The 21,805-nt window shown below is 44.2% G+C and carries 25 protein-coding genes and 4 tRNA genes; 25 read left to right on the forward strand and 4 right to left on the reverse strand.

Going from position 1 to position 21,805, the window contains the following annotated elements:
- Positions 1 to 19 precede the first annotated feature (19 nt).
- The 17 genes from pyrF to H509_RS0110310 all read left to right on the forward strand — a co-directional run bounded on the left by pyrF (position 20) and on the right by H509_RS0110310 (position 13,401).
- Positions 20 to 730 (forward strand): orotidine-5'-phosphate decarboxylase, encoded by a 711-nt coding sequence (gene pyrF / locus H509_RS0110235; protein ID WP_157277699.1) that lies wholly within the window; start codon positions 20 to 22, stop codon positions 728 to 730.
- A 1-nt stretch (position 731) separates the two neighbouring features.
- On the forward strand, positions 732 to 1,370 hold the full coding sequence (gene pyrE / locus H509_RS0110240; RefSeq protein ID WP_028545002.1) for an orotate phosphoribosyltransferase: 639 nt from the start codon (positions 732 to 734) through the stop codon (positions 1,368 to 1,370).
- Positions 1,371 to 1,983: 613 nt separating this feature from the next.
- Complete coding sequence (locus H509_RS27620; protein ID WP_157277610.1) at positions 1,984 to 2,199, forward strand: hypothetical protein; 216 nt, start codon at positions 1,984 to 1,986, stop codon at positions 2,197 to 2,199.
- 475 nt (positions 2,200 to 2,674) lie between these two features.
- Positions 2,675 to 3,055: a hypothetical protein gene (locus tag H509_RS0110245; RefSeq protein ID WP_028545003.1), complete on the forward strand. Its 381-nt coding sequence runs from the start codon at positions 2,675 to 2,677 to the stop codon at positions 3,053 to 3,055.
- 688 nt (positions 3,056 to 3,743) lie between these two features.
- Positions 3,744 to 4,472, forward strand: coding sequence for an ABC transporter ATP-binding protein (locus tag H509_RS0110250; RefSeq protein ID WP_245596054.1), 729 nt, complete (start codon positions 3,744 to 3,746; stop codon positions 4,470 to 4,472).
- Positions 4,435 to 5,538 carry an efflux RND transporter periplasmic adaptor subunit gene (locus tag H509_RS0110255; protein ID WP_028545005.1) on the forward strand — a complete coding sequence of 368 codons (1,104 nt, stop codon included), beginning with the start codon at positions 4,435 to 4,437 and terminating at the stop codon, positions 5,536 to 5,538. The genes H509_RS0110250 and H509_RS0110255 overlap by 38 nt, the downstream gene beginning before the upstream one ends.
- A complete protein-coding gene (locus H509_RS0110260; RefSeq protein WP_028545006.1) occupies positions 5,538 to 8,375 on the forward strand; it encodes an ABC transporter permease in 2,838 nt (945 codons plus the stop codon). The genes H509_RS0110255 and H509_RS0110260 overlap by 1 nt, the downstream gene beginning before the upstream one ends.
- A 3-nt stretch (positions 8,376 to 8,378) precedes the next feature.
- The gene (locus H509_RS0110265) at positions 8,379 to 9,266 is read left to right on the forward strand and encodes an ABC transporter ATP-binding protein (protein WP_028545007.1); all 888 of its coding nucleotides are present in this window, start codon (positions 8,379 to 8,381) and stop codon (positions 9,264 to 9,266) included.
- Positions 9,263 to 10,747 carry an ABC transporter substrate-binding protein gene (locus tag H509_RS0110270; RefSeq protein WP_028545008.1) on the forward strand — a complete coding sequence of 495 codons (1,485 nt, stop codon included), beginning with the start codon at positions 9,263 to 9,265 and terminating at the stop codon, positions 10,745 to 10,747. Before H509_RS0110265 ends, H509_RS0110270 begins: the two co-directional genes overlap by 4 nt.
- 173 nt (positions 10,748 to 10,920) lie before the next feature.
- On the forward strand, positions 10,921 to 11,088 hold the full coding sequence (locus H509_RS27975; protein WP_169450890.1) for a hypothetical protein: 168 nt from the start codon (positions 10,921 to 10,923) through the stop codon (positions 11,086 to 11,088).
- 143 nt (positions 11,089 to 11,231) lie between these two features.
- A tRNA-Met gene (locus tag H509_RS0110280) sits at positions 11,232 to 11,308 on the forward strand.
- Positions 11,309 to 11,337: 29 nt separating this feature from the next.
- A tRNA-Ile gene (locus H509_RS0110285) sits at positions 11,338 to 11,414 on the forward strand.
- A gap of 37 nt (positions 11,415 to 11,451) precedes the next feature.
- A tRNA-Leu gene (locus H509_RS0110290) sits at positions 11,452 to 11,540 on the forward strand.
- A gap of 114 nt (positions 11,541 to 11,654) precedes the next feature.
- Positions 11,655 to 12,338: a uracil-DNA glycosylase gene (locus H509_RS0110295; RefSeq protein WP_028545009.1), complete on the forward strand. Its 684-nt coding sequence runs from the start codon at positions 11,655 to 11,657 to the stop codon at positions 12,336 to 12,338.
- Positions 12,339 to 12,556: 218 nt separating this feature from the next.
- Positions 12,557 to 12,632 (forward strand) — tRNA-Val (locus tag H509_RS0110300).
- 250 nt (positions 12,633 to 12,882) lie between these two features.
- The gene (locus tag H509_RS27625) at positions 12,883 to 13,071 is read left to right on the forward strand and encodes a hypothetical protein (protein WP_211234324.1); all 189 of its coding nucleotides are present in this window, start codon (positions 12,883 to 12,885) and stop codon (positions 13,069 to 13,071) included.
- Positions 13,072 to 13,209: 138 nt separating this feature from the next.
- A complete protein-coding gene (locus tag H509_RS0110310; protein ID WP_028545010.1) occupies positions 13,210 to 13,401 on the forward strand; it encodes a hypothetical protein in 192 nt (63 codons plus the stop codon).
- Between the two features lie 92 nt (positions 13,402 to 13,493).
- Here the strand turns inward: H509_RS0110310 and H509_RS27980 are convergent, their stop codons facing one another.
- Positions 13,494 to 13,667 (reverse strand): hypothetical protein, encoded by a 174-nt coding sequence (locus tag H509_RS27980; RefSeq protein ID WP_169450895.1) that lies wholly within the window; start codon positions 13,665 to 13,667, stop codon positions 13,494 to 13,496.
- Between the two features lie 124 nt (positions 13,668 to 13,791).
- On the opposite strand from H509_RS27980, the gene H509_RS0110320 reads away from it, so the two are divergent.
- Positions 13,792 to 14,238: a GNAT family N-acetyltransferase gene (locus H509_RS0110320; protein ID WP_028545011.1), complete on the forward strand. Its 447-nt coding sequence runs from the start codon at positions 13,792 to 13,794 to the stop codon at positions 14,236 to 14,238.
- Positions 14,239 to 14,409: 171 nt separating this feature from the next.
- A complete protein-coding gene (locus tag H509_RS0110325) occupies positions 14,410 to 14,643 on the forward strand; it encodes a DUF3892 domain-containing protein (protein WP_425414231.1) in 234 nt (77 codons plus the stop codon).
- Between the two features lie 76 nt (positions 14,644 to 14,719).
- On the opposite strand, the gene H509_RS0110330 is transcribed toward H509_RS0110325, so the two are convergent.
- Positions 14,720 to 15,454 (reverse strand): MBL fold metallo-hydrolase, encoded by a 735-nt coding sequence (locus H509_RS0110330; protein WP_028545013.1) that lies wholly within the window; start codon positions 15,452 to 15,454, stop codon positions 14,720 to 14,722.
- A gap of 151 nt (positions 15,455 to 15,605) precedes the next feature.
- On the opposite strand from H509_RS0110330, the gene H509_RS27195 reads away from it, so the two are divergent.
- The 4 genes from H509_RS27195 to H509_RS0110350 all read left to right on the forward strand — a co-directional run bounded on the left by H509_RS27195 (position 15,606) and on the right by H509_RS0110350 (position 17,757).
- Positions 15,606 to 15,815 (forward strand): hypothetical protein, encoded by a 210-nt coding sequence (locus tag H509_RS27195; protein ID WP_084159151.1) that lies wholly within the window; start codon positions 15,606 to 15,608, stop codon positions 15,813 to 15,815.
- A gap of 182 nt (positions 15,816 to 15,997) precedes the next feature.
- Positions 15,998 to 16,636 (forward strand): N-acetylmuramoyl-L-alanine amidase, encoded by a 639-nt coding sequence (locus H509_RS24900; protein WP_051286946.1) that lies wholly within the window; start codon positions 15,998 to 16,000, stop codon positions 16,634 to 16,636.
- Between the two features lie 84 nt (positions 16,637 to 16,720).
- Positions 16,721 to 17,296 carry a stalk domain-containing protein gene (locus tag H509_RS0110345; protein WP_028545014.1) on the forward strand — a complete coding sequence of 192 codons (576 nt, stop codon included), beginning with the start codon at positions 16,721 to 16,723 and terminating at the stop codon, positions 17,294 to 17,296.
- A 146-nt stretch (positions 17,297 to 17,442) separates the two neighbouring features.
- Entirely contained in the window at positions 17,443 to 17,757 is a 315-nt protein-coding gene (locus H509_RS0110350) for a DUF1292 domain-containing protein (RefSeq protein WP_028545015.1), read from the forward strand.
- A gap of 81 nt (positions 17,758 to 17,838) precedes the next feature.
- Here H509_RS0110350 and H509_RS0110355 read toward each other — a convergent pair whose 3' ends face one another.
- Positions 17,839 to 18,258: a DUF1885 family protein gene (locus tag H509_RS0110355; protein WP_028545016.1), complete on the reverse strand. Its 420-nt coding sequence runs from the start codon at positions 18,256 to 18,258 to the stop codon at positions 17,839 to 17,841.
- A gap of 213 nt (positions 18,259 to 18,471) precedes the next feature.
- Here H509_RS0110355 and H509_RS0110360 point away from each other — a divergent pair, with 213 nt between their 5' ends.
- Positions 18,472 to 18,759, forward strand: a complete 288-nt coding sequence (locus tag H509_RS0110360; protein ID WP_028545017.1) for an SAV0927 family protein — start codon at positions 18,472 to 18,474, stop codon at positions 18,757 to 18,759.
- Between the two features lie 81 nt (positions 18,760 to 18,840).
- Here H509_RS0110360 and H509_RS0110365 read toward each other — a convergent pair whose 3' ends face one another.
- Positions 18,841 to 20,319, reverse strand: coding sequence for an aminotransferase class I/II-fold pyridoxal phosphate-dependent enzyme (locus H509_RS0110365; RefSeq protein WP_028545018.1), 1,479 nt, complete (start codon positions 20,317 to 20,319; stop codon positions 18,841 to 18,843).
- Positions 20,320 to 20,538: 219 nt separating this feature from the next.
- Between H509_RS0110365 and H509_RS0110370 the strand changes: the two genes are divergently transcribed.
- Positions 20,539 to 21,714 carry a tetracycline resistance MFS efflux pump gene (locus tag H509_RS0110370; protein WP_028545019.1) on the forward strand — a complete coding sequence of 392 codons (1,176 nt, stop codon included), beginning with the start codon at positions 20,539 to 20,541 and terminating at the stop codon, positions 21,712 to 21,714.
- Positions 21,715 to 21,805 lie beyond the last annotated feature (91 nt).

Consider the following 21,805-nt stretch of genomic DNA (forward strand, 5'->3'; position numbering starts at 1 on the left):
AAATGCAGCGACGGAGCAAATGGCAGGTCGTATCATGGTAGCGTTGGATTATCCGAATGCCGAAGCAGCGAAGCAATTAATTAGACAGCTAGAAGGCATTCCATGTTATATGAAAGTAGGCATGCAGCTCTTTTATGCAACGGGTCCTGACTTTGTACGTGAGCTTAAAGCACGGGGCTATAAAGTGTTCCTTGATGTAAAGATGCACGACATACCGAATACGGTAAAAGGTGGAGCGAACAGTGTGACAAAACTGGGCGTGGACATGTTTAATGTCCATGCTGCGGGTGGCGTACAGATGATGCGGGCTGCAATTGACGGTGTAGACGCAGCAATTGCAGCTGATGCTTCATTGATAAAACCTACGGTTATCGCAGTTACCCAATTGACCAGTACAAATCAGCAGGTGATGAATGACGAGATCGGTATAGCTGGCTTTGTATCGGAAGCAGTAGTTCGTTATGCACGCTCCAGTTTAGAAGCAGGACTGAATGGTGTAGTGGCTTCGCCTCAGGAAGTGACCCTGATTAAAAAAGCTTGCGGCGCATCATTTCAGACGATAACGCCTGGAATTCGTCCCGCTGGAAGCGATTCTGGTGACCAATCGCGGGTTATGACACCTAAAGCGGCATTTGCGGAAGGAACTGACTACGTTGTAATTGGTCGCCCGATTACAGCTGCTGCTAATCCCCGCGAATCGCTGGAAACTATTTTGAAGGAGCTGGTCTAACATGACAACAAACGAACTGGAACTGACAATTGCGAAGCATTTACTAGATATTCAAGCGGTAGCACTACGACCAAACGAGCCGTTTACATGGACTTCTGGCATCAAATCACCGATTTACTGTGATAATCGCTTAACGATGTCCTACCCGGAAATTCGGAACGCCATTGCTGAAGGTTTTGTGCAGTTAATTAAGGAATTTGCTCCTGATGCGGAAGTTATTGCTGGCACGGCAACAGCAGGTATTCCACATGCAGCATGGGTGGCTGACAAGCTTGGTTTGCCTATGGCTTACATTCGGGATAAAGCAAAAGGACACGGAAAACAAAACCAAATCGAAGGACTTATTCGTCCTGGTCAAAAAGTGGTCGTTATCGAAGATTTGATCTCAACTGGCGGCAGCTCTATTAAGGCAGCGCAGGCGATCCGTGAAGCGGGTGCAGAACCACTTGCTGTATACGCTATTTTCAGCTATCAGTTGGACAAAGCGGTTCAAGCATTTGCAGAGGCGGGAATTACGCTGCGCACACTATCGAATTATTCTGCGCTTATCCAAGCAGCGCTTGATCATAACGTCATTAAACAGTCTGATCTGAGTGCGCTGCAAGCATGGCGTGAAGATCCGACGACTTGGGGCGTATAAAGAGGCACATAGTAGGTTGCGGTGCTAAACAAATGAAAACACCAAACAAGCTGACAGGGATTTCGTCCTGTCAGCTTGTTTGCTATGGAGCGGTGTAACCAGCTTGTATAGTCTTATGCGGATCCTATAATCAGAATAATTGATGGGTATGCCCGCAGTGCACGGTATCTCTTTTAGAAGAACAAACTCAGAGAAACCGACGGGGCTTAGTTTTTAGTTTATAGTAATTCTTTGCTCCATCACTCTCGTAACGATTTATAACAAATAGTTATTTCTTATTAACGTTCAAGCATAAACGATTCTTAAATGATCAGCCTGCGTATCCTTTTTTTGCAATATGTAACTTTATTTATTTTCTTTATAAGATGTTTAGTAAACTTTGTAACATTTCTCGTGTGAGATCGTCTAATAAACAAAAGAAGAAAATGATGAAACCATATGGATAACAAAAAAAGGGTTTATTAGGCATGAAGTCCCTTTTCAACTTTTTTAGGTGATGCTATATTTGACTCACATGATAAACCAGTCAGCTAAAGTTTGAGCTAGAGCACTCACATCAAGGATGGACACGAGTTTTCCAAAAAAATTCAACTAAAGGAAGAGCTTATTTATCATGAGATTCGTAAAAACTGTCGCAGCCGTTGCACTAGCAACCACACTCAGCGTATTACCATTTCTGACTGTTTCATCTTCCCCCGCTTCTGCTCAACAAGTATCTAAATTCCAATCAGATGATTTCTACGCACCTACACCAATCGTTCCGGGGAAAGTTGTGCACATAGCGCCTGGCAACCCTGTCACAAACGTTGATCGTAGTAAAGTTTCTTAAAATGATGACTTCGTTGTTCTTAGCGACATTTACTATCAATTTACAGGATTAGGATCAGGTAATGATATCTGGTCTAAGCAGTCCGTAAAAACAACCAAGAAGACCGACATTTATATCACGCTTACGCAATGGTCCCCATCATCAAGCTATCATCCTGCTGTTGAATATTCCCTACGAAACAAAGAAACAGGGAATAGAACTTCGGCAGTTAAAGTATCAGGCGAAAACACTAGCCAAAACACTAGCCAAAACACTAGCCAAAACACTAGCCAAAACACTAGCCAAAACACTACCATTGGTTGGACGCAAGTCCTTCCGGGAGACTATCAAATTGTGATTAGCAATGTTGGAAACCATGAATTGGCTGGAAATGGCTTCGCCAACGCCTACTACAACTACAACTGATCAAATGTAGGCTACAAAAAAATCCCTCTGCTTCCAGTAGGGGGGAATTCGCTTTTTGAGGTGAGCAATGATGAAAAAGAAATTATTAATCAGTGTGGTTGCGGGTGCATTTGTCGTGATGACTACATTAGTAATCCAAAGTTACGCAGGTCCCAAAATTCCTACCTATGTTTTTGGAAACAACAACGCAATTTATAAACCTCTGAACGAAAAAGTTCCCCAGAATGATCCGAATAATCCATACTTTTACGCACCGATGAAAATAACACCGGAGGAAAAAGAGTATAGCAAGTCGATTACAAGTCGTATTGTTACTAAGTTTGGTGATTTTGAACGTGTCAGTGAGCAAGATTCTTCAATTGGCGATGATGAGACGGTTTACAGCAGTGATGATATCAAAGAGAATACAAAGCAAGTTATTGATCACGGCGTTTTTATTAAGACGAACTAACATACGGAAGACAAGTTATAAGGTCAATTAATAGAGAAATTAAATACATCTACTATGTTTAATTATATGAATATGGGAGTAGCTCATGTTAGTTCTCCTAGTTCTCCTGTATGAATGGTTGTGTGGTCACGTAACTCAAATGGTCTTATGTGCTTTTAGTTGTCACACTTCATATTACAATCCGTTAAGCAGCCAAAGGCATTTGCACCTGGCTGCTTATTTGATTTCCACTAGAAATTTTAGAATATACGCACCAGTTGGACAATTCACAATATACAAATTTACATCGTTTTTCCAGTCTAATACTTTGATTTATTCTGACAGTAAGAACAGACGACTTTATATTGTGAATAAGTTCAATCACACCATCGAGAGGACCAAATACAAGTGATGTAATGGCTGTTGTTGTCAGATTTCTCCCTTTTTTTCTAACTTTTTTTATGGAAAGTACGTCAAACCGTTACAATCATTGTAACTTTTCATACATTCATTTCGTTTATACTTGAGAAGAAATTTTAAGAACCTGTCCGAGAAGGGGGCAACATCATTGTTAAAGAAGCTTCGCTTAAAGAAACAGGGCAAAGAAGCGGACTTGACCCCAGTTCATCCGGCAGATGAGACGCAGCAAGCCAACATCGCAGAAGGAGAAACAGAACAAGCAACGGAAGCAGTAGAAGAAGCGGCATACATAGAACAACCTAACAAACAAGATAAATGGCCGTTCCGCACTAATGTCAATCCGCACGAACCGCTGCTGCTCGTTAAAGACGTTGAGCGCACCTTTAACGTTGGTGGTCAGAAATTGCATGTTCTGAAAGGAATTCAAATGGAAGTCCGCCCAGCCCAACTCGTTATTCTTAGAGGACGTTCAGGCTCGGGCAAGACTACACTTCTGAATATGTTAGGTGGTCTTGATCTGCCTACTAAAGGGGAAATTAGGTTCCGGGGAGAGCCCTTTTCCTCATGGAGCGACGACAAAAGAACGATCACTCGCCGTAATGATATCGGCTTTATATTCCAGGCTTTTGCGCTTATGCCGCTGTTGTCTGCCTATGAGAATGTAGAGCTGTCTCTTCGTATGGCCAATATTCCGCGTCATTTGTGGAAAGCTCGCGTTCGCCAATGTCTGGAGCTTGTCGGCCTTGGCAAACGGATGAATCATCGTCCGTTCGAGATGTCAGGCGGCGAGCAGCAGCGCGTAGCGATTGCGAAGGCAATCGCCCATAAGCCGCTGTTGCTGCTAGCGGATGAGCCGACGGCTGATTTGGATACGCATATGGTTGCACAGGTCATGGGTGTATTTCAGCAAATTATTCGCTCTGAAAACATTTCTATCTGTATGACAACCCACGATCCTACTATTTTGGAGGTTGCAGACCATGTCTACGAAATGGTTGACGGTAAATTCGTCTCCTAAATCACACGATTCAAAGAAGCGCAATTGGCGCAAAGCCATGCTGGTGCTCCTTTCAAGCACCTTGTTATTTACTTCTGCCTGCTCTTTGCTCCCTAAAGAAGAAGAGGAAGAAGTATTGCCTACTATTACGCCTCCAACGGTATCAAAGAAACCGGAATATGAGGTGACCCGCAATACATTGGAAACGAAAGTATCTTCCACTGGCAAATTAATGTCTGAGCAGGAAGAAACGCTTTCTTTTACAGTTGATGGCCTGCGTATTAAGGAAGTCAAAGTGAAAAATGGCGATAACGTCAAGGCGGGTCAAGTAATTGCCTCGCTGGATGTAGAGAAGCTACAGAAGGAACTTCGCAACCAACGTTTGCAACTGCGGCTTGAAGAAGCCAAGATGAAAGAAACGTTGCGGAAGAAGGATGAAATGGACCCGATTGATTTTGAGCAAACACAGGTCGCCTATCAGGAGAAATTGCAGAGCATCGCGGATGCGGAAAAAGAAATTGCCAAAGGAACACTCGTTGCTCCATTTGACGGTACAGTTGTTTCCGTCTCAGCCGTTAAGGGTGCTAACTCCAAAGCATATGATCCGATTGCAATTGTAGCAGATACTTCACGGTTGACGATTGCTGTTCAAATGTCAAAGGATGACCAGAAGCGAATATCTATTGGCATGGAAGCGAATGTCAGCATTAACAACGTTGATGGTGTGGTCAAAGGCAAAGTTAAGGCACTGCCAGTCTCTTCACCAGACGGCAACAATAATGGAAATCCGTTACCAGGTCAGACGCCGACCGATAAATTAGAAAATTATGTAATCATTGGTGTTGATAAGCTGCCAAAAGGGCTGAATCGGGGACAAATGTTAAGTGTAAGTATTGTTACCCAGAGGAAGAAAGACGCCATCGTTATTCCAGTATCTGCATTGCGGACCATTGGTTCACGGACGTACGTTCAAGTCGTGGACGAGAAAGGCAAGCGTGAGGTGGATATTGAGATTGGTCAGCAGACATCAACGGAAATTGAGGTATTACAGGGGCTTCAGCCTGGTCAGAAAGTAGTGGGTCGCTAATGGGAATTCCGCTGTTACGATTTTTATTTCGCAAGATGTGGAATACCCGCTGGCTCACCATAAGTACGCTAGTTGGACTTATTGTAGCGGTATCCTTTACCGTTAGTATTCCGATGTATGCTGACGGCGCCTTAAAGCGAGTAGTTACGAAGTCGCTGCAAGAAAATAGCGGCGGGATGCCAGCAGGGTCCTTGCTCTTGCGGTATCAGGGAGCAGGCGGTTCTAAGACGGATCTTAATGCATTGGCTAACGTTGACAGCTATATTAAGAATGACGTCAAGAGCGAGATTGGCTTTCCTAGCCAAGTCTACGTCAACAGCAAGTCGATAAAGGGAACGGAAGTTATTCCGGTTGATTCAACGAAGGTAGACGCTAGCCGTGTACGCAACATGACCCTAACTAGCATGTCGGACATCGAAAGCAAGATTGACTGGACGATTGGCAGGGTGTTCAAAGATGGCGAGAAAGACGGTATCGTAGAAGCGGTTATGCTGGAAGATGCGATGTACCGGAACGACCTTCACGTTGGTGATGAGTTGGATTATCCGATATATGGCGGACAGAACATTAACATTCGTGTCAAGATTGTAGGTACGTTTAAGCCGTTGCAAGAGACGGATGCTTATTGGCAGCAAGGCTTGGAAAGTATGATGAATACGCTGTTTGTAACGTCAAAGACGATGGACGACACACTGTTAAAAGAGAAAAAAATACCGCTCCATATTTCGAACTGGTATTATGCATTTGACTTGCGTAACATTCAGACGAGTCAAATTTCGGCCTTAGACAGTACGCTTACGCGTATGCAGATTGAAGTTAGCCAGAAGATGAAAGGAACCAACTTGGAACTTTCATTTGCGAAGCTGCTTGGCGAGTTCCGCAGCCAAAGTCTTCAATTACAAATGATGCTGTTTACACTTGCAGCACCGATGATTGCAATGGTGTTTTATTTTATTGCGATGAATGCAAACCAAGCATTGGAGAAGCAGCAGAGTGATATATCGGTGCTCCGAAGTCGGGGGGCGAGTACAAGACAGATCATCGTGATGTATTTGATCGAAGGTGTTATATTGGGTGGCATGGCGTTAGCTGTGGCTCCATTCTTCGGTTGGTTTATGGCAAAATCGATTGGCGCGGCAAACGGCTTCCTAGAGTTTGTGAACCGTAAATCAATTCCTATCGGCTTTTCGTCAGATGCCATTATTTTTGGACTCATTGCAGTTGTGATCGCCATACTTGCCAGTGTCATACCGGCTGTAATATTTGCGCGGTCTTCTATCGTAAACTTACGTCAAAAGATGGCCCGCAACAAACGTCCTGTTTGGCAAAGATGGTACTTGGACATTGTACTTCTTGGATTGGCTGGGTACGGTTATTATTTATCCAACCAGCAGCAGATGTTGTCGTTCCAGACAGGAATGACCTCAGATCAGTTGCAGGTGCAGCCGTTTCTGTTTTTTGTTCCTGCGTTGGCTATATTTGCAACAGGGCTGTTTTTCTTAAGGTTATTTCCCTGGATTTTACGTTTGCTGCAATGGATCGGCGGGAAAATGCTCCCACTTCCGTTGTATTTGACGCTAACCCAATTGTCGCGATCTGCTAAAGCATACTACCCGCTTATGATTTTGCTTATTTTAACGCTTGGATTAGGGGTATACAACTCTTCAGCAGCTCGTACAATTGATCTGAACTCGAAGGAACGTACACTTTATAATGTGGGTACAGATGTTGTCATTACGACGGTGTGGGAAGGAACGCCGGAGGCGGACCCGAATCCTGGAAAAGGCGGGGGTTCAGGCGGCAAGCCTGGTGGACAACAGCCGAAGCCATCAAAGACCATTTATAACGAGCCTCCATTCCAGTTGTTCAAGGAACAGCCTGGTGTAGAGGCGGCGGCTCGTGTCCTTCAAACGAAAGGGAATGTAATCGTGTCAGGGAGATCGATCGGACAGGGCAAGTTAATGGGCATCGATAACGTGGATTTTGCCAAAGTAGCCTGGTTCCGCAACGATATGTTCCCTTCGCATCCATTCCGTTATCTCGACGCGTTGGGCAAGTATTATGAACAAGGTGTCATTATTCCAACGAACGTAGCAGAGAAATATCAACTGAAGCCGGGGGATCTTGTATCCATTGGCATTCAAGAACAGATGATAGAGTTTGTTGTTGTAGCCATTTTACCTTACTGGCCAAGTCAATACCCAGATCAGACACCTTTCTTTATTGCGAACCTTGATTATATTTATGATCAAGTCCCGATGATGCCTTACGAAGTTTGGCTAAAGATGAAGGAGGGGGCTAAGCTAGGCCCTGTTATTGAATCGTTGCAAAAAGCGAACATCGATATTGCTTCATTCAAAGACGTGAGAGCCGAATTAGTTACGCAGAGCAAACATCCTACAAGAGGTGGCGTATTTGGTATTTTGAGTATGGGCTTCCTCGTTTCGATTATTGTCTCGTTAATTGGGTACTTGTTGTTCTGGTTCTTTAACCTGTCAGGCCGTGTTGTACAATTTGGTATATTACGAGCAATGGGTCTTTCGCGTAAACAATTGACGGGCATGCTGCTGCTAGAGCAGCTATTTACAGCTGGTCTGTCTATCGGACTAGGCGTTATCATTGGTAAAGTAGCAAGCCGCTTGTTCCTGCCGTTCCTGCAAGCAACAGAAAATGCGCAGATGCAGGTGCCTCCTTTCCGGATCGTCTTTGAAGCGAAGGATACGATGCAGCTCTACATGGTCGTAGGTGTCATGATGTTGATGGGAGCATCTATGCTCTTTATTCACATTCGACGCTTGCGTGTGCATCAAGCCGTGAAGATGGGAGAGGAGCGTTAAGCAATGATCCATTGTGAAGGACTTGTTAAAATATTTAAAACAGAAGATTTAGAGGTTGTCGCTTTACAAGGCCTTAATTTGTCTGTGCAGCAGGGTGAGTTGATGGCAATTATTGGCAATAGCGGCAGCGGTAAATCAACTTTTTTGAACATTCTGGGCGGACTGGACCGTCCTTCCGCCGGAACAATCAAAGTTGGTGATTGGGATCTGTTAAAAATCACCGACGAGCAGCTTGTCAAGTACAAACGGGATACGGTAGGCTTTATATGGCAAAACAACGCCAGAAACTTGCTTCCTTACTTGACTGCACTGCAAAATGTTGAAGTTCCGATGATGCTTGCTGGGAAGCTGGACCGTGCATATGCCAAGCAATTGCTGGAGTGGGTCGGTCTTGGACATCGACTCAACAATAAGCTTGCTCAGTTGTCAGGCGGTGAGCAGCAGCGCGTAGCAATTGCGATATCTTTGGCTAACAAGCCAAAGCTGCTGCTTGCTGATGAGCCTACAGGCTCTGTAGATACGCAGACGTCCGATATGATTATGGGCATCTTCCGGCGTATGAACAAGGAGATTGGGGTCACGATAGTGATCGTTACACATGATATCACCTTAGCTGGTAAAGTTGACCGCGTTGTGGCCATACGAGACGGCTTGACGAGTACGGAGTTTATTAAGCGTAATCCGAATTTGGATGGCGATGGGCTTGCAGGTTTTGGCGGTGGTCAGCAGAATGTACATGAGGCTTACGTGGTAGTGGACCGTGTGGGACGATTACAAGTACCAAAGGAGTTTCTGGAGGCGCTTGACATCGGTGATAAAGCTTCAATGGAATTTGATGGAGATAAGATTGTTATTCGAACACCGAACAAGTTGGAGGGTGAAACAAAATGAAACGGAATCAATGGGTTAGAAAACTAGTTATGACATCTGTAGTATTAACGATGGTATTTCCAATGCTTGCAGCATGCAGCAGCAGCAAGGATACGAAGACAGGACAGGAGCGTACTTTAAGAATTGGGGTTCTGTATGGCGGCTACGACGATTCTTACTTCCGTCAGCAATTTACAGATGTGTATGAATATACTCATCCGAACGTTAAAATTGAAATCGTACCTGCAATCGATCAGAGTGATCAGCAATATAATCAAGGCGAAGAAAAAGACCGGAAAGAGCCTAACCGTCTTGAAGCAGTCAAAAAAATTATGGATGGTTCCAACCCTGTAGACATTATCGTAACGGACCCGGCTCAATTCCGTATTTTGGCTCGTGACGGGATGTTAAAGCAGCTAGACCCATTAATGCAGCAGGATAAATTCGATACAACAGACTTTGTTCCAGCTGTGCTCGATGGCATCAAAAGTATGGGCGACGGTAATATGTTTGGCTTAGCGCCTACCTTCTATTCGTCTGCACTGCTTTACAATAAGAAATTGTTTGCAGATGCAGGGGTGGAGCCTCCTACAGATGGTATGACATGGGATGAAGTGTTTAACAAAGCACGTCTTGTAACGAAGGGCGAAGGTGCGGACCGCAAATATGGTTTCTCTTTTGACCGTTACGCAGGTGGAGATCCATTCTGGTCCATGACTTATAGCTACATTGCACCATTACAATTACGTATGTTTGACAACAAAGGCGAGAAGATGACTGTTAACACAGGTCCTTGGGAAAAGGTGTGGAACAGCATTACTAAATTGTCCACCGACAAAATTATGCCAACACAAAACGATGGTATGATGGAAAACAATACGAAACCAGGCCCGTTTGACCATGACAGCTTCTTGTCAGGCAAAGTGGCTATGGTGTTATCGGACTTTGGTTATTTAAACAACGATTTGGCAAATGCTATGCGTAATGCAAGCAAAATTAAAGGCTTTAACAAATTTGACTGGGATATCGTAACAGCGCCTTCTCATCCTGAAGCGCCAGGAATATCCGGTTCTGTAAATATGAACAACATTTTTGCTATTAACAACAAAGCACCGAATCCAGATGACGCATGGGATTTTGTTAAATTTATTAACAGCGAGGAATGGGCCAAAATTCGTTCACGCAGCAGCTATGAAATGGTATCACGTAAACAGTTTATTAAACCTAAAGATGGTTCCAGCTATAATATTGATGCATTCTTTAACGTGAAGCCAGTAATACCTACGAACCAAGACGCGGAAGACTTAATGAGCGAGAAGCCTGCTCTATGGCAAGTTAATGATATTGGACGTACCTTGTTCCAAGAAGTAATTAACGGGAAGAAGACTACTAAACAAGCGCTGGCTGAGTGGGAAACAAAAGGGAATGAAATGCTGCAACAAATTAAAAACAACCCGAATGGCGGCAGTGAGACTGTCCCAGGCAGAATTTACGGTGGTTAATATAATTTGATTCTAAAAGGGTGGCTCGCAACTAGAGCCCCTTTTTTCTTTTTTGCTTTCTGATAAGGATGAACGTTTGAAGTAGCTCCAAATGGGCACAGTAAGGGAAAACGTAAGTTTATATAGTGCTGATCTGTCTCACCACTAATCTTAGCTTCTAGGGGGCTTATAAGGTGTTAAATTGGATCTATTGGGGTAAACTGTACAATTCTAAATTTCAGGCGCAAACACTCCAGCAACGTTTGGAGAATGACGCCTGGATATATGGGTACGAGTCGCCGCAAGAAATCGAAGTTTTTCGATCAAAAAGAGGAAAGTATGGGGTTCGATTTTTGTTGTAAATCTTCTAAAAAGAAGGGGAAATGTATGCTCAATAAGCGGAGAAATAAGGGGGGAATATTTTTTTGAAAAAGTGCTTGACGAAGGTTAGGTAAGTGCGGTATAGTATTACTTGTCGCTGATGAAACACGACGAACACAAATGACGCGGGGTGGAGCAGTTCGGTAGCTCGTCGGGCTCATAACCCGAAGGTCGTAGGTTCAAATCCTGCCCCCGCAACCAACATAACGCTCAACGTATTTCATACATACGGGCCCTTAGCTCAGTTGGTTAGAGCGGTCGGCTCATAACCGATTGGTCGGGGGTTCGAGTCCCTCAGGGCCCACCATATACTTATTATATATAATAAATGTGCACTTTTACATGCCGGGATGGCGGAATTGGCAGACGCACAGGACTTAAAATCCTGCGGTAGGTGACTACCGTACCGGTTCGACCCCGGTTCTCGGCACCATTTATAACTTCTAGCACTTTATAATAATAAGGTAATATGGACGATATAACTCCTTTCGCTGAGACTAGCGAAAGGAGTTTTTTATTTGAACTTAAAATAGAGAGGGCGAGTGGGATGACCTGGAAAGTGGATAATGACTGGTCTCAACTTTTGCACGATGAAGTACGGAAGCCATACTTCAAAGCATTGTGGGCATGGTTAAGAGAAGAATATAAGGATCAAGTAATTTACCCTCCATTTGACCAATTATTTACGGCCTTTCAGTTAACTTCCTATGCGGACACAAAAGTGATGATCGTGGGACAAGATCCCTATCACGGCCCAGGCCAAGCTCACGGCCTCAGCTTCTCGGTTCTGCCAGGCGTGCGAATTCCGCCGTCACTTCTTAACATGCTCAAAGAGAGCGCGACTGATGTGGGTACAACGATGCCGAGTCACGGATATTTGAAAACGTGGGCAGATCAAGGTGTATTTATGTTAAATACGGTGCTGACCGTAAGAGAATCTCAACCCAATTCCCATAAAGGAAAAGGTTGGGAAATATTTACCGATCAGGTTATACAACTGCTAAACAAACGAGAGCGTCCTGTCGTATTTGTATTGTGGGGGAGTCATGCACAAGCGAAAGCTAAAATGATCGATCAATCCCGTCATTTCATCGTACAGGCACCTCATCCAAGTCCGTTGTCTGCTCATCGTGGTTTTTTTGGCAGCCGACCGTTCTCTAAGATAAATGATCATTTGCAAGCACTCGGAGAAGAGCCGATCGTGTGGCAACTGCCTCCGCTTGAGTCATAGTATCACATATCACGATTAGTGGACTGCTTGTAGCAGGTTTAGTGGCACAAACTGCTTGCACAATGCAGTCTTTCTTTTCTTGATTAGACATGGAGAAGTGAATTCCAAGCTATGTTAAGTTGTGCATGAATACATGAACAGTAAACGTTGACAATGACTGCGGCCGATGATATATTAGTTGATATATTCACTCATTATTGATTTATTGTATATAATGTGATCTGTTAGCTCAGCTGGGAGAGCACCATCTTGACAGGGTGGGGGTCAGTGGTTCGAGCCCACTACAGATCACCATACATGAACACACAACCCTTGATTATGATCAAGGGTTTTTTTGTTGCTGTGGGGCTGTTTTTGCGCTCTGTGATTCGAATAAGCGAGCCATGACACCTACATCAGTTTACAATTGAAATGCTTTCAGCCGTAATCAGCTGTCTTGCCCTGACAATCAGCACATACAAAGTAGCAAGCAATTGGTGTTTGAGACGACTAAAGTTTGTGGCGTGCTCATACATTGGAGTAGGAAGATGACTACCTTCTCCATATGAGAAAGGACAAGCGGAGGGATATGATGCTAGGAGCTCAGTTATTCGTTTGGCTATCAGGTGTATTCGGAATCGTAGCCGTGTTATGCTGGTTGCTATCTCGACTGTTAGTTCATGACAGCACCAATCACGATGAGCGGTATGTATGGCTGCGCAAAATAAATGATGGCTCTGGTAAGGAGCATTAGCGAGGATCGAACCGTTTGAGCCTAGAAAGGCGACAGGTACAGGTGGAATAAGGTCGTTTGCAGATGGTGTTTAAGATGATCTGTTTGCGGTGAAAATGGTGATATACATCGTTGATAGGTGAATTGGAGGGATGTATGATGCCAAGATCGAGGCCTTATTTCAAACCAATAGTTGTTGCAAGTATCGTTATTGTACTGCTTGTAGGTTGTTCAGGCATGATGATAGCGGCCTCCGACCCGTACAAGGATCTGGAGCCTCAAGAAGGTACAGTTCCGATCTATGAGGATGTCTATGGTAAAATAGTGCCGCGCGATGTCTATCAGCCTTGAAAACAGAAATATTAAGGGATTCATCAGATACGAACAGGCTCTATGGCAATGCTATGTTGCTAATATAGGACCTGTTCGTATTTTGATGTGCATTACACATGGTCAGGATCACGATCACGAGCATCTATCGCTGACGTAGACGAATCGGATCGCTCCTCTGTATCCCACTTATGAGTGTATGCCTTCTTAGTAACGATAAGCAGCAGGAAGACCATACCAATAATCATGACCACTACGGCCACAATTGTTGCGGTAACAGGGTCCATCAAGTACCTCCTATTTTTGAAAGCGTATTCGATAGCCTTACTATACATGAATTTCATTTTTTTGTATAATATAAATTTGTTCATGTGGTAAAATAATTGCTTATAAATGACGGAGGTGAGGCTAATGGCAGCTGAGATCATAGAGGTAAAGACCCAAGAACAATTGGATGAGTGCATTGCGATCCGTAAAGAAGTGTTTGTGCAGGAGCAAAATGTGCCTGATGAAGTAGAATGTGATGAATACGATTCATTAGATGCCCCTGCCTTCCATGTGCTGCTCATGATTGATGGCAAATATGGTGCTACAGGACGAGTAAAGCTTATTGATGAGTTCACGGCAAAAATGCAACGGATTGCAGTCAGAAAGCCATTTCGTGGCTTAGGGATAGGTCGGACCTTAATGATTGGTTTAGAACAAATCGCTAGGGCGCATGGCGTTGAGAAATGTGTGTTGGACGGACAGTGCCAAGCAGAAGGGTTTTATAAGTCTTTGGGCTACGAGACCGTATCAGAAGAGCCTTTCTATGATGCAGATATTTTGCATGTGCGTATGGAGAAGAAATTGTCGTAATACACATTTTATGTTTATTGAGGTGTGCCTGAGTAGGTTTTCATAAGATGTCAGTCGTTTGGGAATGCTAGAAATGGTAACGATTCAACGCATCTGGTGCAGCGGTTCAGTCTCAGGTGAGACGTTATACTATGACCGATCTTAAATAGAAACGCGAAGGATGGGATAGCATTGACAGAACGTGAGACATTTGTAGCGGTACAACGTAACGGGGATGGCGATCTGACATCTTTTCAGACAAGCTCAGGAAGAGTTTTAAACTACACTGAGGCTGTGCAGGCTGTTCATAATGGAGAAATTGCTGGAGTAAACACGTTTAAAGGAAAAAATGGAGGCACTTATATCCGCGGAGATGCAGATGGCGATCCTTCCAACAATTTAGACAACTTGCCTACTTTTCACTAATGAAATGGGCTTATGACAGAAAAAGAGCACTTTGACCGTATTATACGGCTAAAGTGCTCTTTTTGATAACACCATGCTACATTAACGTATAAATTTGATGCTGGTTAATAAAGGGCATAGGTCCGGTGCGACCTTCCCATTGCGGACGCTCATCCCCGTAGTGCATTAAAGAAATACGCTGCTGCAAGGATATCGGCAAGGTCAGTAGTTCATGTATGGTGGAATGCACTTCGCCTGTTCCGATCAGTTGGCAATCATGCCATATATGTTTAACACCATTGTCAACGAGGGATTGGAGCAGTTCAAAGTTAAAGCGCATATCTGCTGTGTAAAAAAAACAATCATTAATGAGCAGGGAGTAACTATTTTTGCCAGGCATATGATCGGTTTTGATCCATTTGACTTGAAGGTCAGTGGCAAGGGTATGGTTATGCTCTGGTTCCATTGGCATGACTTCAAATACATCGTCTAATTTGCTAATCCCGTCCTGACTCATTCCACCTTTAAGGGTGTTCTCCCATAACATATCTACGAGAGATGTCGCGATATATAATTTAGGCTTTCGCTTGTATCTGAACTTCATCTGGAATGCATATTCTTCCAAGCCGCCGACATGATCTGCATGCAGATGAGTGACGATGACACCATCGAACTCATTGAAGGACTTGCCTAGCTGGTGAACAGCGATAGGGGCTGTAATTCCACAGTCAATTAAGAGCGCCTGTTGGGTAGTGTGCAGTATAGCATTGTTGTTAAAATATGTTTTGGCAAAAGCACTCCCTGTGCCTAGCATTTGCAGTTGAATAGTCATCTCTCTCCCAGATCCTCCAAGCTCTATTATTTTACACCCACTGTATCACGGGCTAGGTAAATGCACAAGCGAACGGCTCTTGTCTCACATAGTATGGGGAAGAAGCGATTTGCTTTGCAGTGTGAGACGTGGGAGAAGCGGGTGAGCGATTATGGCTAAAGGCAAAGGCGCCAAAAATAAGAAAAAAGAGCTATCTGGGGGGCGTGCCCAGTATACGATGAGGGTTGTAACTTCTGACCGCTGCATCGTATGCCCGACGCCTTGTGCGAGAGGGTTAAAGTACGTCTCGCGCATGAACGAGCCAGGAGCGGTCGGCAACGGTGTGCCTTGTATATTAACACGGACAAAGCTCAGTAATTAATAACAGCTATGGGATGGACACGACGTCATTAAACTGCTCAGGGAACGGATAGACAAATGATCCAAGCTCAAGCATATTCGGCAGCTGCTTTCCTTTCCCTGAGTTCTCACGCGCATCCATGTGCGTCAATCACCTACTTAAAGAACACTTGATGTGATGTCGGAGGGATGAGGTGGCATAGGATGAATATCGTGTGGAAAGGTAATGCGTATACCAATTCATGCGCTCGCAAGGGACAAGTTCCCCAGATTATTGTGAATCATATTGCATCTGCTCGTATGTCGGCTTTGGATGACTGGTATACAAACCAAAATAATAAAATATCGTCAGCTCATTATGGCATTTCCAAGAAGGGTGTTATCCATCAATATGTATCGTTAGAACGTGCAGCCTTGGCCAACGGAATTCCTCCTAGCAGCATTCAAGCAGCTCCCTCTTTGTTCGTAAGAAGCAAGCAGCACAATCCGAATCTATACAGTGTCTCCATTGTTCATGAGGGAATGGATGGCGAACTAACCGCTGAGCAGTTTCAAGCGTGTGTACAATTGCATCGTTATATTCAGCGCATCATTCAGGATAAATGGGGGTATTATCTGCCGCTCACATCTGATTATGTAATCGGGCATCATCAGATTGATCCTATACACAAAGCAGATTGTCCAGGTCACAATTTCCCGTGGGGCAGATTGTATGAAGAATTAGCGTATACGCCCCCTTCTGACGAGAACATTGACAATATGATAAAAAAGTTGTATGACGCCGATCTTCAATTAAAGCGTCTGGAGCAGCGGGTTACTGCACTGGAGCAGGCCTTGTTGTAAAGAGAGCAAATTGCAAATGTGGCCGCAACTCTCTTGCATATTAGGAGTATAACTATACAACTAAGCTGTTGGAGGTTAGCACTCATGAAATGCAGGAGAATTGCCGCGCTTGTCTTACTCGGTTCTATTGTAGGTGGATCACTTGCCTCTACAATACCGACAGTTGCTGCGGAAAGCAGCACAGACAAGGTGCATGTTGAATTAAATGGCCAAGCGATATCAGATGGGGGGGTAATGGTAGACGGGCGAGCTTATGTGTCTGTACGTGATCTGCAAGAAGCATTGCAAGCATTCGTATACTGGGATGCCGCCAATAAGAAAATATCGATCCAGAAGCCTAACATTCATATGCTGATGTTCCAGGACAAGGCTACTTTCGGTAAAGTTAAGACTGGAAAAACAGCTTTCTCCGTACTGGTACAAGTGGATTCGCTGAAGACGCAAGTTGACGCTATTAAGCTGACGATTATAGACCCGAACGGGAAATCTTCAGAAATTCAACAATCAGATATTGATACGAAGCAGGACAATTTCTGGTTCCGATCCTCGGACTTTAAATACGATTTTAAAGCAAAAGGTGAATATACGGTAAATTGCTACTTGAGACAAAAAAACGGCGAGTTCACTTTATTGTCTAAAAAGACGATAGAAGCGGTGTAATCATGGTTTTGCTCTTTGATGAGTGTTATTTTTGAACGTTACATATACTAGCCTTCAAGGGTGTCATTTCGTTGACCTTCCTCACATATCGTGGTACGATACGAAGGATGCAACATACTATTTGCACAATAAAGGAGAACTATGTAATGAGCGAACATAACCATAATCATGACTGCGGCTGTGGCCATGACCACGACCATGAGCATAATCACGAAGAGTTTATCGTCACACTTGTGGACGACGAAGGTAACGAAATAGAAATGGCATTGGTTGAAACGTTTAACGTTGAAGAACAATTGTACGCTCTGCTTCTTGAGAGAAATAACCCTGAAGCTGATGGTATCATTGTACGTGTAGACGAAGACGGTGAGGACATGGTCCTTAACGCTATTGAAGAAGATGAAGAGTGGGAACGTGTACAACAAGCCTATGATGAGCTTGTATCCTCCCAAGAAGGTTAATTCCCTTCTCTTAATAAGGTAATAAGGAGAAGCCCTAAGACAACTTGGGGCTTTTTGTTATATGTAATGTTATATACACGATTACTTACGGGGATTAAAATACATCTTTCGCCCGTTAAACAACGTCAACTCTGCCTTCCAAGTGCGTGCTAAATACTTGCATAGCTCATTGCCTTTATTCGAATCTCCCTGCGTGGAAGTGTCAGGAAGGACAACTTCCACATAATGACGAAGGGTGCCCTCATTATCATGTGTTCCAACCCCAAACAGGATATATCGGTATAGCGGATGATTGCCACGCAGCAGAAAGCCAACCTGTTCCTGGCCCTGCTTGGTCTCAAATGTGTAAGGAAAGGCAGCTTCAGCATAATCCCAACCTAGCTGGGTGCCTGTTAATCGGGCTTGCTCTTGATATTGAAGCAACTGCTGCTTCAAATCCTCCAATGTTGCGGAAGGTACCACTGATCCATCCTTAAAAGCAATTATGGCTCGTTGACTCACTGTACTCCCTCCTAAATATACCGTAATCCAAATCCTATCATAACACCCCTTAGTAAAAGTGGCAATATTTTCATGCTTTCATTTTTACTTTCCTTTAACAGCTTGGTTCTGGTTGATAAAAAATGGAAAATTGTGATATAGTGAACTTGTATCTGTGTGAGTTAGAATGAATAGTTATGGTAAGGCAAGTTGAAAAAGTGAGGAGGAGATGTTATGTATGAGCATTTGTATGAAGTGACGGAGCAAGCAAATATCAGTTTCATAGGATGGGCTGCTGAGCAGGGACGTTACGATTTCGCACTCATCTACTCCAATCATTTCATCGGGAAGACGCTGGTCGTATGCATGCAGACCGGCAGATCTACGCTGCTAAGCGAAGAGGACTTGACGCCAGAACAGATTCAAGTATCTTTTCAACTCGAAGATATGACCTGTGCCAAAGAAGCTGTCCAAATTTTAAGCACCCGAATTCCCGCCTTGCAAGTGAGGGACCAGTACTAACAGTACTAACGAACGCATTCCTCCGTAGACCTAGCTGACATAAGGTGAGGCCTCCCATTGGGAAGCCTCTTTGTTGAGTATCTATTCAAATATAGCGGTCTCTTCCTTAATGACCTTTACAAATTGTATGGAACGATCCTCTGGTCCTTTGACAGGCAGACCGATATCCACGTGATCACGTATATAGTCAATGTTTTGTTGTGAAATGACTTCACCAGGAAGTAATATCGGAATACCAGGCGGATACACATAAATAAACTCTGCAATGATACGTCCTGCTGACTCTTTGAAAGGCACAATTTCTGTATCCCCATAAAATGCATCTCGCGGAATTAGGGACAACTGTGGAATTTCTGGTATTTTCACAACGAGCTCTTGGACCTCATTCCGATTAATATGAGCGGCAGACAACTCACGTAAAGCATCAATCAAAATGCTAATCGTTTCATCTGTATCACCAGGTGTGACAAGACATAAAATGTTGTACATATCACTCAGCTCAACTTCAAGATTATAATGATCTCGAAGCCAGTTCTCCGTCTCATAACCTGTTATGCCAAGATGCCGAACATGAATGGTCACTTTGGTCGGATCATAACTAAACGTTGCTTCACCGCCGAGAATTTCCTCCCCGAAGCAGTATAACCCAGGAATTTGGTTAATTGCATTTCTTGCATTGTGAGCGAGCTTAATTGCACGTTCCGCTATGTCATGCCCGTTCAACGCCAAATTCCGGCGCGAGGTGTCCAAAGAAGCAAGCAGCACATAGGAAGTAGATGTTGTTGTAAGCATGCTGAAAATGGTTTGAATCCGATGAGGATTAACTAGACCATTCTTCGTATTCACGTTCAGTACAGAGCTTTGCGTCATGGAACCGCCTAATTTGTGAACGCTAGTAGCAGCCATATCCGCGCCAGCCTCCATCGCTGACATCGGAAGCTTCTCGTTAAAGTGGATCAGAACGCCGTGTGCTTCGTCCACTAGGACAGGCACTTCATACGAGTGCGCAAGATCTACAATCTCTTTTAAGTTAGCACAGATGCCAAAGTAGGTCGGATTGATAACGAGTACAGCTTTCGTATCAGGATGCTTCTCTAGTGCTCGACGAACGGAACGTGTTGTGATACCGTGGTCGATCCCCAAATTCGAATCACGAGCTGGGGAAACAAACACAGGTCGCGCACCCGCAAAAATTATAGCTGCCATAATCGATTTATGGACATTACGCGGGACGATAATTTTGTCACCAGGCGAACAGACCGACATTATCATGGTCATGATCGCACCGCTAGTGCCCTGTACGCTGAAATAGGTATAATCTGCACCAAATGCGTCTGCTGCCAACTGCTGCGCTTCCGCTATCACTCCCGTTGGTTGATGCAAATCATCGAGCGGTGCAATATTAATAAGATCTATAGCAAAAGCATGATCACCGATAAATTCTCGGAATTCCTTATCGCTTCCTGCACCTTTCTTATGCCCGGGAATATGAAACTGCACCGGATTACGGGCAGCATGATTCGTTAGTGTAGTGTACAAGGGAGTTCGATGATGATCCATCGCGGGCTCACAACCTTTCATATTCAGAATCATCCTGTATGTACAGGTGTTGGTTCTTACAAACAAACAAGGATTAGTTTAACAAAAACCCCCCGGAATGCAAGTACATTTTCCAACCAATTCGTGTCGAATGTTCGGATTTGATAAAAGCTTCAAATTTCATGCATTTTGCTGACCGTTAAATTGTGGTAGGATGAGAAATACGGAGGGAACGTAAACATGAACAAACAATTAACTGTCGTTGTATTAATGCTTATGATGGTCTTTATCGGCTTCGGGATAGTCATTCCCGTGCTCCCGCTTATGATTACCGATGCAGGAGCTAATCAATTCCATCTCGGTCTGATGTTAGCGCTGTATTCACTCATTTCGTTTATTGTGTCCCCATTGTGGGGAGCATTATCGGAGCGGGTGGGACGCAGACCCATCATTTTAGTAGGTATATTAGGGTTTAGCTTGAGCTATCTATTGTTTGGCTTGGCCGACGGTCAGCTGTGGCTGATGTATGCGTCTCGCTCGCTTGGCGGGTTATTTGCTGGCGCCGTCACCGCTGTAATTGTTGCCTATGTAGCGGATATTACAAGCGAGGAAACTAGAACCAAAGGGATGGCGCTTGTTGGTATGGCGATCGGACTTGGTTTTACATTCGGCCCTGCATTTGGTGGACTATTAAGCAAATACGGTCACAATACGCCGTTTTTTGCTGCTGCTGCATTAACGTTATTTACATCTATACTTGGTTTTATCCAACTGAAAGAATCTTTGTCTCCAGACAAGCGGACAGGTAAAGGTACGGCATCTCCTTCACGCTGGTCTGCTTTTACAGGACGTATGAAATATTTGTATTTATTGTCGTTCTTTGTCACATTTACATTGGCAGGTTTAGAAGCAACGCTCTTTTATTATGAGGCTGTGCGTATACCTCATATTTCAACAGAGGATATCGGATGGATGTTTTTCTTCTGCGGCTTGGCTGGTGCGCTTGTCCAAGGAGGAATCGTACGGCGTTATATAAAGAAGGGCGGCGAGAAGAAAGGGATTGCTGCCGGCTTAATTATTTCAGCTGTCGGTTTTGTGCTGCTGCTGTTCTCGTCTACTGTGCTGGACGCCACACTATACTTATGTGTGTTTGGGATCGGCAACGCCTTAATTCGCCCATGCGTGACGTCTTTAATTACGCAGAAGACAACGGTAAGCCAAGGGGTTGCATCTGGCCTTAACTCATCGATGGACAGCTTTGGGCGTATTGCAGGTCCGCTGCTCGCGACTGCTGTGTTTAATTTAAACGTGAATTTACCGTTTATGATCGGTGCTGTGCTGTCCATTGCTGCACTGGCGCTGCTTGCCCAATTTGTGAAGCTGGATCAGAGTTCTGTTATCCAGCCACGCCTATAACAGCTTGTACGTATACAACAAGCACGAGAACCGAACTTTTGCCAGCGCTGTCTATCGCACAGCGTGGCAGAAGCTCGGTTTTTTCGTGCGC

Origin of the sequence: Paenibacillus taiwanensis DSM 18679, assembly GCF_000425125.1 — a bacterium.
In the GTDB taxonomy this organism is placed as follows: domain Bacteria; phylum Bacillota; class Bacilli; order Paenibacillales; family Paenibacillaceae; genus Paenibacillus_B; species Paenibacillus_B taiwanensis.